Origin of the sequence: Aquabacterium sp. A7-Y (genome assembly GCF_026153205.1) — a bacterium.
Lineage (GTDB): Bacteria > Pseudomonadota > Gammaproteobacteria > Burkholderiales > Burkholderiaceae_C > Caldimonas.
In genome coordinates this window covers 16,295-29,804 of record NZ_JAPFBW010000005.1, presented here as the reverse complement: position 1 = coordinate 29,804, position 13,510 = coordinate 16,295, and the positions used below count along the sequence as shown (strand labels likewise).

At 66.7% G+C, this 13,510-nt stretch carries 8 protein-coding genes; 5 read left to right on the top strand and 3 right to left on the bottom strand.

What is annotated here, in order from left to right; translation table 11 throughout:
- Positions 1-37 precede the first annotated feature (37 nt).
- The 3 genes from OOT46_RS05495 (at position 38) to OOT46_RS05485 (ending at position 3,978) form a co-directional block, all read left to right on the top strand.
- The gene (locus OOT46_RS05495) at positions 38-1,543 is read left to right on the top strand and encodes a lipopolysaccharide biosynthesis protein (RefSeq protein WP_265402589.1); all 1,506 of its coding nucleotides are present in this window, start codon (positions 38-40) and stop codon (positions 1,541-1,543) included.
- Between the two features lie 72 nt (positions 1,544-1,615).
- Positions 1,616-2,797 carry a glycosyltransferase family 4 protein gene (locus OOT46_RS05490; protein ID WP_265402588.1) on the top strand — a complete coding sequence of 394 codons (1,182 nt, stop codon included), beginning with the start codon at positions 1,616-1,618 and terminating at the stop codon, positions 2,795-2,797.
- Positions 2,794-3,978, top strand: a complete 1,185-nt coding sequence (locus OOT46_RS05485) for a hypothetical protein (protein ID WP_265402587.1) — start codon at positions 2,794-2,796, stop codon at positions 3,976-3,978. The genes OOT46_RS05490 and OOT46_RS05485 overlap by 4 nt, the downstream gene beginning before the upstream one ends.
- Before the next feature lie 340 nt (positions 3,979-4,318).
- Here OOT46_RS05485 and OOT46_RS05480 read toward each other — a convergent pair whose 3' ends face one another.
- The 3 genes from OOT46_RS05480 to OOT46_RS05470 form a co-directional block, all read right to left on the bottom strand.
- Positions 4,319-5,395 (bottom strand): acyltransferase family protein, encoded by a 1,077-nt coding sequence (locus tag OOT46_RS05480; protein ID WP_265402586.1) that lies wholly within the window; start codon positions 5,393-5,395, stop codon positions 4,319-4,321.
- 291 nt (positions 5,396-5,686) lie between these two features.
- Positions 5,687-7,897: a GH39 family glycosyl hydrolase gene (locus tag OOT46_RS05475; RefSeq protein WP_265402585.1), complete on the bottom strand. Its 2,211-nt coding sequence runs from the start codon at positions 7,895-7,897 to the stop codon at positions 5,687-5,689.
- Positions 7,898-8,504: 607 nt separating this feature from the next.
- Entirely contained in the window at positions 8,505-10,424 is a 1,920-nt protein-coding gene (locus OOT46_RS05470) for a glycosyl hydrolase (RefSeq protein WP_265402584.1), read from the bottom strand.
- A 516-nt stretch (positions 10,425-10,940) separates the two neighbouring features.
- Here OOT46_RS05470 and OOT46_RS05465 point away from each other — a divergent pair.
- On the top strand, positions 10,941-12,206 hold the full coding sequence (locus OOT46_RS05465; protein ID WP_265402583.1) for a glycosyltransferase family 4 protein: 1,266 nt from the start codon (positions 10,941-10,943) through the stop codon (positions 12,204-12,206).
- Between the two features lie 181 nt (positions 12,207-12,387).
- Positions 12,388-13,488, top strand: a complete 1,101-nt coding sequence (locus tag OOT46_RS05460) for a glycosyltransferase family 4 protein (protein WP_265402582.1) — start codon at positions 12,388-12,390, stop codon at positions 13,486-13,488.
- Positions 13,489-13,510 lie beyond the last annotated feature (22 nt).

The following is a 13,510-nucleotide window of genomic DNA, read 5'->3' as shown; positions in this document are numbered from 1 at the left end:
GCGTCGATGTCCTGTGGCTGTATGCAGGGTGTGGCACGTGCTAGCGACTAACACCTCGAACCTGGCGCAGCGCAGCTTTGCCGCCGTGCTGTGGAACTATGCCGGCGCCGCCGGCCGCGCGCTGGCTCAGATCGGCGTGCAGGTCGTGCTGGCTCGTCTGCTCGGGCCGCAGATCTACGGGCAGTTCGCGATCGTGCTGGTCGTGATGGGCTTCGGCTGGCTGCTCACCGAAAGCGGCATGGGCACCGCGCTGGTCCAGACGCCCAAGCTCAGCGACGAGGCGATCCGCCAGGCGCTGGGCGGCGTGATCGTGCAGGGCAGCGTGGTCGGCCTCGGCGTGATGCTGGCTGCGCCGGTGCTGGCCAATATCTTCGACGATCCGGCCCTGACCGGGCCGCTGCTGGTCTGCGGCCCGCTCATCCTGCTCCAAGCGCTCGGCAACATCTCCGGCAGCCTGATGCGCCGCGGCTTCGACATGAAGCGCTTCCAGCTGATTCAGCTGACTGCCTATGTCGTGTGTTTCGGTGGCCTCGCCATCACGCTGGCGCGCCTGGGTTGGGGCGTGTGGAGCCTGGTGGTGGCCTTCACCTGCCAGACCGCCGCCATCCTGATCGCGTCCTATGCCATCGTGCGCCACCCGTTGCGGCCGCTGTTTCGCATGGACCCTGAGCTGCGCAAGTTCGGCGTGCACATTCTCGTCAGCAACATGGCGAGCTGGACCATCGACAACCTCGACCGTGCCGTCGTCGGCCGGCTCTGGGGGGTGAGCTCGCTGGGCGCCTACACCGCGGCCCAGAACCTGGCCCGTGGCCCGGCGACCTTGCTCAGCCAGTCGGTGCAGTCGGTCACGCTGGCGACGGCGTCACGGGTGCAGGACGATCCAGAGCGCCTGCGCCGCACCTATTGCTGCATTACCGGGGGGCTCGCATTGGTGATGCTGCCGGCCTTCGCGCTGCTGCTGGCGATCGCCGAGCCGCTGATCCTGATGCTCTACGGCGATCGCTGGTCCGAGGCGGTGCCCATCTTCCGCGCCTTCGCGGTGGCGATGCCGCTGCACGTGCTGAGCGCGGTGGCCGGCTCCTTCCTGTGGGCCATCGGCGCGGTGAGCAAGGAGATGGTGTCGCAGGTGCTGGTCGCCACGTCCCTGCTGGTGTGTTTTGCGCTCGCCTCCGCGCTGTCCGAGCCGCTGGCGGTGGCTGCCTGGGCCGTGCCCTTCGCCTACGCACTGCGTTGTGTCATCAATTTTTCCTTGATCGTGCGTCGTATCGGCCTGACGCCAGGACGCCTGGCCGGTGCCTTGGCCGGCGGCATGCTGCTCGGCGCGGTCGGCGCGGGGGTCTGGGAGCTCACGGCCCTGGCCCCTTGGGCCGACGCTTCGCTGGCCATCGCCGCGGCCCGCCTCATGCTGGCCGGGCTCGCCATCCTGACGGTGCTGGTGCTGTCGCGTGGCCGGCTGCTGGCGCCCGACCTGCGGGCCGTGCTGCATGCGCGCCTGCCCGGGAACACGATCGGACGACTGGCCGGGCGCGTGCTCGGCCTTTGAGAACCTAGGTTTGCGAAGGAAGCACATGTTGATCCGTCACGGACTGAGGCGTGCCATGGAGCAAGGGTGTCCATGAGCGTTCACGAAGCCCCCCTCCATGCCGCATCCAGTGAGGTCGTGCTGGTCTCGCACGGCTTCCAGACGCACTACGAACAGGGCTTCGCCAACGGGCTGGCCGAAAACGGCCTGCCGGTGACCCTGCTCGGCTCGGACGAGACGCTGGCCTCGCGCCTGCATCCCGGCGTGCAGCTGCTGAACATCCGCGGCTCGCAGGACTCGCGCCGCTCCAGGTGGCGCAAGGCGCACAACATGCTGCTCTACCACCTGCGGCTGCTTGCCACGGTCTGGCAACGGCGTCGCGCCACCGTGATGATCATCGGCATGCTCGGGCCGGAGTGGCTGGTCGGCGTGATCGAAGGTTTGCTGCTGCGCCTGATCAGCGCTCGCCTGACGCTCACGGTGCACAACATCCTGCCGCACAACCGCCACACGGCGACGATGAAGCGGCTCTACTGGATCATCTACCGCATCCCCCACCTCCTGCTGGTGCACACCGACGCCACGCGCCAGGCACTGATCGACGATTTCGGCATCGCGCCCGATCGTGTGCTGGTGATGGAACACGGGCTCAACGATTCGGTCGAACGCCTGCCCCTGAGCAAGCCGGACGCCAAGGCCGCTCTCGGCGCTGATCCGCAGCGCCCGGCGGTGCTGTTTTTCGGCTATGTCTCGCCCTTCAAGGGCATCGACCTCCTGATCGACGCGATCGAGCAGCGTGAGGACATTACCTTGATCGTGGCCGGTCGCTGCGCGCCGGGCGAATACGGCGACACGATACGGCGCCGACTCGAAGCCCTGCAGCCGAGCGGCAAGCTGGTGTGGATGGAGGGTTTCCTGGCCGAAGCCGACATCGCCCGCGCCTTCGCGGCTGCCGACGCGACCGTGCTGCCCTACCGCCACATCGACCAGAGCGGCGTGCTGCTGCTGTCGCTGTCGCAGGGCGTGCCCGTGATCGCCACCCAGATCGGCGGCTTTGCCGAGGTGGTCGAGCCGAGCAACGGCCTGTTCATCCGCGAGCCGAGCGCCGAGGCGGTCGGCGAGGCCCTGGACAGCTTCGTCTCGCAGCCGCGGCGTTTCCGCCCCGCGGAGGTGATGGGCACGGTCGAGCACCTGGCCTGGCGACGCACCGTGAAGGGGCTGCTGCGCTGGCTGTCGGCGGGCGGCGTCGGCGACGGCCGCCGGGTCAACGCATGATGCGCTCCTACCCCCGTTGGGCCGGCAGCGCGGCCGTCCGCCCGCCCGCCATCACCGTGGAGATGCTCTACGCGGTCTTCTGCGTCTTCGCGCTCTGGATGTCGCTGGCGGTGCCGCGGCTGCGCCACCTGACCTACTTGATCCCGATGTGCGGCGTGATCGCCTGTCTCGCGGTGCGCAAGTTCGTCGTGCCAGTGCACCTGTTGCCGTACTGGCTGCTGATCGGCGTGGGCATCATGCTGATCCCGCTGTCGGGGCGCAACGGGTACCAGGACATCTACCTGTTCCTGGTCGGCGTCATGCCCTTCGTGCTCGGCTACGAATACCGCTTCAAATGGTGGACCGCCTTCTGGGTGATGGTCGCCGGCCTGGTGACCTCGGTCGTGATGCTGCGGCTGATGGGGGGAGGCGGCGGGGAGTTCCAGATCGACGTCGCCGGATCGCGCTCCTCCTTCGAGTCGCCGTGGTGTTTTGCCTTCGGGGCACTGACCGTCTGGGCCATCGCGACGCGCCGGTGGAAGGAGACGGCGGTCGGCATTCTGTTCACGCTGCTGACGCTCAAGCGGATCGCCTTGTTGGGCGTGCTGCTGTGCCTGGTGGTGTCTTTGCTGCCGCGGCGCTTCACCAGCGCGATGCTGCGGCCCATCCCCATGCTGCTGTTCAACCTGGCTGCACTGTCGCTGGCAGTGACCTACGCCCAGGGCGGCTTCGACGAGCTCATCCACAACACCATGGGCATGAGCGCCAACCAGGCGGGCATGGGTCGCAAGGAGCTCTACCTGGCGCCCTCGGTGGAACTGACCAGCCACATCGAGCGTTATGTCTGGATAGGCAGTGGTGCCGGTGCTGCCTACGACTTCCTCTCGGTCGGGTTCTTTCATGGTCAAAAGCTCAATCTTCACCATGACGTGATGAAGATCGTGCTGGAGTACGGCGGCTTGACGCTGTGCGGCTTCATCTGGCTCGCCTTTCGGCTCAAGTCGATCACGATGCGCCTCTTCTGGCTGTACGCCAATGTGCTGCTCGTCACCGACAACACGCTGATTTATGCCTACTTCACTTTCTGCATCGGCATGATGGCCATGGCCGCCGATGCCGAGGTCAAGGAGCAGGCGGCGGTGCCTGTGCCCGGGCCCTCCCGCTGGCAGCCTAGGCCGCCCGGCTTCAGAGGTTTGCCCTAGGCACGGCAAAGGGGGAGGGCGTCTCGCGAGCCCTCCCGAGCGGCGGCGTCAGCGCCGCCGCGGCATTCCATCCACCGGGTGCCTCACGCATTCCCGGAGATCCAGCCCGGACGGTGACCTTGGCCTACCCAGCGTCGGCCTCAACCGGCCGACATCGCCGTCGCCGGCCTGCCGAGTTATTGTCGTCCGCCACGCAAGTCGAGCCGTGAGCCGACTTCAAAGCAGGCTGCGGCCCCCGAAGGCCAGCCGAGCCGATGCTTTCACAGCAAGCGCTTCAAGAGCCCGCAAGCCCTTGAAAGGTCGCAGGAGGCCTGCCGAACAAGGGGCAGGCGTGCGCTTCTCAGGAGGGCAGGCGGGAGGAGGTCGCAGCCGTTTTGGGGCTGGTGCGCCCGGCGGCGCCCAGCAAGCGGCTGAAGCGCCAGCCGTCGCGCGGCTGCAGGAGGAAGTCGATGCCAAACCGGTCGAGAAGCCGGAAGACGGCGATGGGCACCAGGACGCCCGTGAGCATGCCCACGGCCAGGTGCAAGGGTACCGATTCGACGTGAAAGACCTTGTGCAAGACGATGCGCGTGCCGCTGCCCGTCAAGACGTGGAGCAGGTAGATCTCCATCGACAGGGTACCCAGCCAGGCCAGAAAACCAAATCGACCGGTGCGTGCCAGCACCATGCAGAGCGCGATGGTGCCGAAGACCGAGGCCAGCGCGAGAGCCAGCAGCAACCAGCGCGAGACGGTCGTGTAGAGCAGACCGGCCTCGAAATGGAAGGTCCACTGCGAAGCCAGGAAGGTGACGATCGCGAGAGGAGCCAGCAGACGCAGGTGCTTCTGCATCCATCCGGTGATGGTCTGGAAATAGGCCCCGAGCGCGAAGAAGCCGATATAGGTCATCACATGCCAGACCGGAAAGGCCGTACCGAAGGCTCCGCGGTAGATAAACAGCAGGAGCAGGCCCGCGGCCAGGCCGCCGTAGGCAGCCCGGGGCACCGCTTTGTAGAGGGGGATGCAGACCAGGTTGACGGCAAAAAGGGTGTACAGGAACCAGAAGTGGGCGGGTGGTTCCCAGAGCACGCTCAGCAGGCCCGACCACGAGAGCTTGGCATTGGTGTAGCTCGAGAGCACCACCTGGATCACGGTCTGGAGCAGCCCCCATATCAGGTAGGGATAGAGCAGGGTATCGAGCTTGTTGCCGATCAGCCCGATCGGACCTCGCTTGTCGAGCGAAGCGACAAAAAAGAGCCCTGACAGGAAAAAGAACAGCGGCATGTGGAAGCTGTACAAGACACTGTCGATGGCCTGGTACAACTGCTCGTCTTCAAACGGGAGCCCGGCATTGAAGATGCCCCGGGCGACATGGCCGTAGACCACGAGCAGGATGCCGATGCCTTTGGCAATGTCGACCCACTGATTGCGCTGCTCCATCTCGGAAGACTCCCCGCGTTGTTCCCCGGCTTCGGAAGGGGATGAGAAACCGCCGCCTGAACAATGAACAACTGAAATGTTGTCGAGAAGGCAAGCACGATATGGCCGACCTGACGGCGCTTAAGAGGGGCAATTATGTCGTCGCGCGGCTCACTTGCGCCGCGCCGTCGGTGTCGGGTTGTTGCGGGGTGTGCCGAAGGCCGAAAAAGAGAAAGGCCCGCATGACATCGCTGTCACGCAGGCCTTGGAGCCGCGGGTGGCGGGCTGCCGGAGGGTGCCCGCTGCGCCGGCTTACTTCAGCATCACCGGCTCTTGACCCAGTGTGACCGTGCCACCGGAGATGCTCGATTCTTGACCCGCCAGGTTGCGGACCTTCGTGACGCCCCAGTCGCTGGGCACCGCCACCACCGTGCCTTGCGAGATGGACCAGGCGATTACGTAGTTCTCGGTGCCGCGGTTGACCCGGAACACGTAGACCTTGTTGTCGATCTGGTAGGAGTCGACCAGTCGGGCGCCCTTGATCCACTTGACGGCCTCGGCGTAGGCCAAGGCGGCGGTGGTCGGCGTCTTCCAGTCGGTTTCCACCATGCGCGAGCCGGTCGCTTCGGTCTGGCGCTCCCAGAAGTAGTAGTTGAAGTTGCTGATGCCCTTGCCCCACATCATCATCAGGGCCCGCGCGTTCACGCCGCGCTTCTGCACATAGGACGAATCCCAGGTCGAGCAGTCGTGTTTGGTGCGATCGCAGATGTAGCTGCCCTCGGTGTTCCAGAGTTGCTTGTCCTGGACGCCATGGTTGCGCATCACTTCACGCACGTTCTGGATCTGGGGGCCGAGCGATTCCGGGTCGGAGTTGTAGTAGAAGTGCCAGCCAATGTGGTCGACATACTGACCCCCGCCCAGTTGCAGGAAGCGGTCCAGGAAGCTGTAGCCCTGGCCGATCGTGAGGCCCGGGGACACCAGCTTGGCCGTCGGGTCAGCCGCCTTGATCTCCTCGTTCGCGATGCGGGCCATCTCAACCATCTTCTCTACGGTGCCCTTGTAGGTGCCCGAGAAGTCCGGCTCGTTCCACAGCTCGTAGTACTTGATCTTGCCCGCGTAGCGGCGCGCGATGGTGCGCACATAGTCGCGCCAGTCGTTCATGTTGGCCGGGTGCATGTTGGCGCCAGGACCGTACATGCCGGTGGAGGACGGGTTGCTCGATGCCCACTGCGGGGTCTGGCCCAGGGTGTACAGGATCTGGGCACCGTTGCGGGTGATGTAGTCCACGTACATGTCCATCCGGTAGCCGTTGCCGGTGGTCCAGTCCCACACGTTGTTGGCCTTCTCCAGGTCGCGCCAGTTGGTGCCGGTGTTCCACATGCGCACGATGCCCTGACCCAGGGTCGGCCAGTTGTGATGCACACCCAGCTTGTTCACATGCACGCCGAACAGGGTGTCGGGCGCCGTGGCGGTGCTGTACGGGGCCATCTCGTTGTAGTCGACCTCGGAGATGGTCATGTTGTCGACCCAGATGTTGGCGCCGGGCGTCTTCGAGATGACCCGCACGGTGCCCAGCACGTCACCCACGTAGGTGCCCTGGATCTCGACCTTCTGCCAGGTCGAGCCGACGGCGACGGTCTTGGCGCCGGCTGCGTCCCACGGGTGGGCATCGCGGCGCACCATCAGTTCCACCGACGCGCTGCGGTCCGAGCGCACGTAGATGCTGGTGCGGTAGGTGCGGCCCTTCTTGAAGGCGTAGGGGTACACCAGCTGCGCATCGCCGTCGCCCTTGCTCAGCATGCGGAAGCGCTGCGACGACGCACCGGCGTAGACGAAACCCGCCCGGGTTTCCCTCGAAGAGTCGTAGGTGGCGATCGGGAAGCCCCAGAAGTTCACCTTCCAGCCCGGCGCGGTCAGCGTGTAGGTGCCTTCGAAATTGGAGGTCGCGACCGGGGTGACGGTGGTCGAGGCGGCGCCCTTGGCCGGCAGTGCGAGGGCGCCGATCGGGGATGTGACGGTCGGCTGCACTTCGACGACCGTCAGGTCGTCGACGTAGATGTTGGCGCCCAGCGTCTTGGAGATCAGGCGCACCGAGCCCGGCTCGTTCCAGCGGTAGGTGCCTTCGAATTCGACCTTGGTCCAGCCGCTGTTCAGCGCGACCGTCTTGGCGCCGCCGACGTTCCACGGCGCGATGTCACGGCGCAGCATCACTTCGACGGTGGCCGCTGCGTCGGTGCGCAGGTAGACGGTGACGCGGTAGGTCTTGCCATTGGCGAAAGCGTGAGGACGGGCCAGGTGGGCGTCGGTGTCCACGCCGGTGGCGCGTTGGGTGACCTTGAAACGCTGCGAGGACGCGCCCGAGCGGAAAAAGCCGGGGCGGGTTTCGCGGGCCACTTCGTACTTCGCGCCGCCCCAGGCGTTCACGATCCAGCCAGGGGCAGCACGGCTGTAGCCGCCCTCGAAGTCGGCGCTCACCACAGAGGTGTCAGAGCTCGTCACCGACATCGCGCGTTCCGTCGCCATCGTTTCTAATTGCAACTGTGGCGGTAACGTTTCTTCGCTGACAGGGGGATCGGTTTCGACCGCGTCGAGGTCGCCTGCGGCTTCGGCCGTGGGCGCCGTGGAATCTTCAACGGAGGCTTGGTCAGCCGACATTCCGTCCTGCTGCGAACTGGAGCCGCCCCCGCATGCAGCCAGCAGAACCACGCTCAAGGAAACGGCCCAACGATAGACGTTCGAGTTCATTCTCTGTCCTGGGTATGTTGCATTTGCCGAATAACCAAACAAGGTCCATGCCGCGCTGTTGGCGGGGCAAAAGTGACGTGTTTGGACAGGGAATGCGGACGAGCGGAGGAGGGTGCCGACCCGGTCGGCGTGACGTCCGAGCGGACCCTGCCTCGTGCTTCCCGCCAGGCGTTGTCAGGCAGGGGAGCCCGAGCGTCCTTCAGCGGTGCGATGCCATCTCAACAGCCTCCGAGGGCTGGATCCGACCTCTCGCTTTGCAACTTGCATGTTCTGAGTGTGACAAGAAGATTCTTGCCTGTGCCGTCTTCCCAGGCGCTGTATGGCGAGGGCCGGCAGGTGGGAGTCATGGGGGGGGCTGCGGCCCCGGCTGGTGCCGCCCCCCGGTTCACTGCAACATCACCGGCTCGAGCCCCAGTGACAGCGTGCGCGACTCGCCCAGTGCATCGACGCTTCCATCCAGCCGGGCGACGCGCCGCACGCCCCACTCGACCGGCAGCCGCACCTCGGTGTCGGGCGTCAGTGACCAGGCGATCACGACCGGCTGGTCGCCGCGCTGCAGCTTGTAGATATAAACGTCGCGGCCACTGCGCCAAGCATCGACCAGCCGTGCGCCGCGCAGCCAGTCGACGGCCCGCGCATAGGCCCGTCCGCTCAAGGTGGGGGTGCGGAAGTCGTCCTGAAGCATCTTCTCGTCCGGGAAGCGCCCCTCCCAGTGGTAGTAGGCGAAGCTCTGCACCCCGCCTCCCCACATCGTGAGCATGGCGCGAAGGTTGACGCCGCGCTGTTCGGCCTCGCTGACGTGGAAGGCCTGCTTGCAGTCATCCATCTTGGGGTTGCAGGTCAGTGAACCCTCCGTGTTCCACAGCGGCTTGTCCTCCACGCGGTGCTTGCGCATCACCCGCCGCACGTTCTGGATCGAGCTGGCGATGCTCTCCGGGTGGCGGTCGTAGTACCAGTGGAAGGCGATCACGTCGACATAGCGCCCACCGCCCAGCGCCAGGAAGCGGTCCAGCCAGGCGACGCCCTGGTGGGTTGTCAGGCCCGGGGAGAGCAGGACATTCTGGGGGTCGATGGCCTTGAGCTCCTCGTTCGCGATGCGGGCCATTTTCACCATGTCCTCGACGGAGCCTTTGTAGAAGGCCGCGTAGTCGGGTTCGTTCCAGATCTCCCAGTAGCGGATCCGCCCCGCATACCGCTTGCCCACGGTGCGCACGTAGTCGCGCCAGAGCTCCATGTCGCGCGGCGCTGCCCCATGGCCCAGGCCGTAGCCGTTTTTCCAGTCCGGCTGCGTCGAGGTCCAGCGCGGCACCTGGCCCATGGTGTAGATGATCTTGGCCTGCGGGTTGTGCTTCAGCGTGTGGTTGACGTACAGATCCATGCGCTTCCAGCTCGGACCGGAGAAGTCCCAGCGGCCTTCCTCGGGCTGCAGGTCCTTCCAGTTCGTGCGCGTGTCCCAGAGACGGATCACGCCGGGATTGAAGGAGGGCCAGTTCGTGTGGATCCCCAGCCGCATCAGGTGCATGCCGAAGAAGGAATCGGGAATGGGCTGCTTCAGGCGCGGTTCCAGCGAATTCGCGCGCACCTCGTCGATCTCGACCTGGTCGACCCACAGGTCGGCGCCCAGGGTGCGCGAAGCCACCCGCAGCGAGGCCGGTCCGTTGCTCATGGCCGTGCCTTCCAGCTCCACGGTCTGCCACTTCGGCGTGACACGCACGGTCTCGATGTCGAAAGGATCCCAGGGCGGCTCGTCGCGCCTCAACATGGCCTGCACCTGCGCATCACGATCGCTGCGGATCCGCACGCGGGCCCGGTAGGTGGTGCCGGCCTTGAACGCATAGGGGTAGATCAGGTGGGCGTCGCCGTCGCCCTTGTCGAGCAAGCGGAAGCGCACCGGGCCGGCGGCCGCGGCCTGAGGGCGGTCGGCCTGGACGGCCTGGGCGCCGCCTCCCTCCTTGGCGGCCGGCCGGCCGCTTCGCGGAACTTCGATCTGGTACTTGGGCGCCTGTTTACCCCAGGCGTTGACCTTGGGAGTCAATGGCGGGGCCGATGCGCCGGCCGCCTGCATCCTCCCGGTGCCGCCCTGCGATTCGGAGGCGGCGGCCGTGGAAGAGTCCGCCGGCAGGTCGATGACGGCATGCGCGGCGCCGGCCGGAGCCAGCAGCGCGGCGAGCCCGAGGGCCGAGGCTCCCATCAGGGCGCGCAGCCGGGCCGGCGTGTCGGAGCGCCAGCGCGCGGGAACCGAGGGGCGCGGCGGTGCGGGCCGGCCGGGGCGAGGGCGGCCGTCTTCCAGGTAGAGCGAACGCACGTACATCTCCTGCTTGTTTCGAAGGAACGGTCGCTCCTTCGGATTCAAAAAGAGGGGCGAATGATGCGGCTTTCAAATGACAGCGGGTACGAAAATGTGACCGTCCTTGTCCGTGTGCCCCCCCGGTCGCGGGGGAGCCGCGGCAGATGCTCCGGGCAGCGGCGACAATCGCCGGATCGCAAGATGGGCGTCCAGGCCGAGGCAGGCGCCCGGGCGCGGCCCTGAGGGCGACTTCGCAGTCCGGGGCGGCGAGGCCGCTTGCCGCGGAGAGAACGGTTTGACACACTGCCGGCGCCGGTATCGGTGATCCTGCGGGTTTTCCCGGGCACTTGTCCTTCCCTTGCGCGGGCGCTGCGGCGGCGAGGTTCCAGGCGTAGAGCCGGACGCCGCGCTGGCCCATGGTTTCGGGATAGGCGAAGAGAACATGCACATCGAACATGAACTGAGTGAGCACGGCCTGTCCTGCCGATCCCTGGCCCTTCTCGAGCGTCGGGGCGATGGCGTGGAGCGCGCTGCATGACGGGAGTGCTGGGCGAAGGACTGAACGCCGCCGCCCTCGGGCCGGGACCGGCTGCCTCTGCGGCGGCCCGCGGTAGCCGTCCGCTGCAGCGCGTGCTGCTGGTGCACAACGGCTACCGCGTGCGCGGCGGCGAGGACAGCGTGGTCGAGTCTGAGGTCGAACTGCTGCGCCAGCACGGGCACGAGGTGGTCGAGTACCGGCGCCACAACGACGAAGTGGGCTCCGGCTCCAAGCTCGGCTTGCTGCGCGACACGATCTGGTCGCCGCGCAGCCATGCCGACGTGCGACGGCTGATCCGGGAAAAGCAGATCGACATCGTGCATGTGCACAACACCATGCCCCTGGTGTCGCCTTCGGTGTACTGGGCCGCCGACGCGGAAGACGTCGCGGTGGTCCAGACGCTGCACAACTTCCGTCTGCTGTGTCCTCAAGCGATCTTCCTGCGCGAGGAGCGCATCTGCGAGGATTGTCTGGGCCGGGTGCCCTGGCGCGGCGTGGCCCGGCGCTGCTACCGCGATTCCGCGGCACAGTCGGCGGTGCTGGCCGGCATGCTCGTCACGCACCGCGCCCTCGGGACCTATGCGCACCGGGTGACGCGCTACATCGCGCTCAACGAGTTCTGTCGCAACAAGTTCATCGAGGGCGGTTTGCCGCCCGAGCGCATTGTCGTCAAGCCGAACTTCGTCGATCTCCCGGGTGTGCCCGCGGACGGGCCGCGCAGCGGCGGCCTCTATGTCGGGCGCTTTTCGAACGAGAAGGGCGTCCAGGTCCTGTGCGAGGCATCCCGGCACCTGCAGGATCCGGACATCACGCTGGTGGGCGCGGGCGCCGACCTGGAGGGCGAGGTGCGTGCGGCCTTCGGTTCGCGCGTGGCCGGGTTCAAGCCCTTGCCGGAGATCCTGGCGATGATGCAGACCGCCAGCTTCCTGGTCGTGCCCAGCATCTGCTACGAGAGCTTCCCGCGCACCATTGTCGAGGCCTATGCCTGCGGCCTGCCGGTCATCGCCAGCCGACTCGGCTCGCTGCCCGAGCTGGTGGCCGAGGGCGAGACCGGGCTGCTCTTCGACGCCGGCTCGGCCACGGACCTGGCGGCGAAAATAGTCTGGGCCCAGGCGCATCCGGAGGAGATGCGTCGCATGGGCCGTCGCGCTCGAGACGCCTACGAGCGCCACTACACACCTGAGCGCAACTACGGACGTCTGCTCGACATCTACGCCGAGGCGCGCCGGGCCGTGCCCCAGCGCCTGGTGCAGGCCGCATGAGTCGCCGCTCGCGTCGCGCGGCGATCTCCACCGAGTTCGTTCATCAATGCAGGACCGTATGAAAGAAGAACCGTCCGTCATCCTCCGCTCCGCAGGCGCGGCCCTTCCCGGCGCAGCGCCCCTTCCCAGCCGGGCGCGCAGTGGCACCAAGCGGCCGCGTGTGGTCATCGTGCAACGTCGCATGACCCACTATCGCCTGCCGCTCTTCGAGCACCTGCGCTGCCTTCTCGACGCCCAGGGGGTGGAACTGACGGTGGTCTACGGCGACCCCAAGCCGGCCGAGGCCAAGACCAACGACGGCGGGCACTTGAGCTGGGGCACCCACGTGCCCTGTCGTTATCTCGTGGGGGAGCGTTTCTGCTGGCAGGACGCCTCGGCGGCGCTCAAGGGCGCCGACATGGTGGTGGTGACGCAGGAAAACAACCTGTTGTTCAATTACCTGTTGCCGATCCGCCACCGCTCGGTCAAGCGGGCCTTCTGGGGTCACGGCCGCAACTTCCAGTCGCTCACGAGCGAGTCCTTGAGCGAGCGCTTCAAGCGCATGCTGTTGCGCAGCGTCGACTGGTGGTTTGGCTACACCGAGCTGAGCGCGGACGTGGTCGAGCAGGCTGGCTTCCCGCGGCAGCGCATCACCGTGCTCAACAACGCGATCGACACCACCACGCTGAAACGCGAGCTCGACAGCCTGACGCCCGAGCAGATCGCGGCCGCCCGCCGTGCCCACGGCATTCCCGCCGGCCCGATCGGCGTGATGGTGGCTTCGCTCAACAAGGACAAGCGCCCCGAGTTCCTGCTCGAGGCCGCGCGGCTCGTGCGGCAGCAGGTACCGGACTTCCAGCTCGTGCTGGTGGGCGAAGGGCCGGAACGCGAGATGATCCGGCAGGCGGTCGCCGGGTCCGGCGGCTGGATCCACTGGACCGGCTTGCGCAAGGGCATCGAAAAGGCCGAGCTGCTGGCGATGAGCGACCTGATGCTCAACCCTGGCAAGGTGGGACTGAACATCGTCGACTCGCTGCAGGCCGGCCTTCCGATGATCACCACCGACTGCAAGACCCACTCGCCCGAGGTCTCCTACCTGCGCGACGGCGAGAACGGGCTGATCACTCCCGACAGCGCTGCCGCCTATGCCGACACCATCGCGGCGCTGCTGCGGGACCGGAGCCGCTTGCAGGCGCTGCGCGAGGGCTGTGCGCGCCAAGCCGCCGAGATCTCGGTCGAACAGATGGCGCAGCGCTTCTGCGAGGGCATCACGCAATGCCTGGCTGCGCCGCGCAAGCGGTGACAACGCGGCCTCGACGATCCGC

Excerpts from the sequence above, each read along its gene's own strand:
- OOT46_RS05465 (WP_265402583.1), top strand. The coding sequence starts at position 10,941 with ATGACGGGAGTGCTGGGCGAAGGACTGAACGCCGCCGCCCTCGGGCCG.
- OOT46_RS05480 (WP_265402586.1), bottom strand. The coding sequence starts at position 5,395 with ATGGAGCAGCGCAATCAGTGGGTCGACATTGCCAAAGGCATCGGCATC.
- OOT46_RS05460 (WP_265402582.1), top strand. The coding sequence starts at position 12,388 with ATGACCCACTATCGCCTGCCGCTCTTCGAGCACCTGCGCTGCCTTCTC.
- OOT46_RS05475 (WP_265402585.1), bottom strand. The coding sequence starts at position 7,897 with ATGGCGACGGAACGCGCGATGTCGGTGACGAGCTCTGACACCTCTGTG.
- OOT46_RS05485 (WP_265402587.1), top strand. The coding sequence starts at position 2,794 with ATGATGCGCTCCTACCCCCGTTGGGCCGGCAGCGCGGCCGTCCGCCCG.
- OOT46_RS05490 (WP_265402588.1), top strand. The coding sequence starts at position 1,616 with ATGAGCGTTCACGAAGCCCCCCTCCATGCCGCATCCAGTGAGGTCGTG.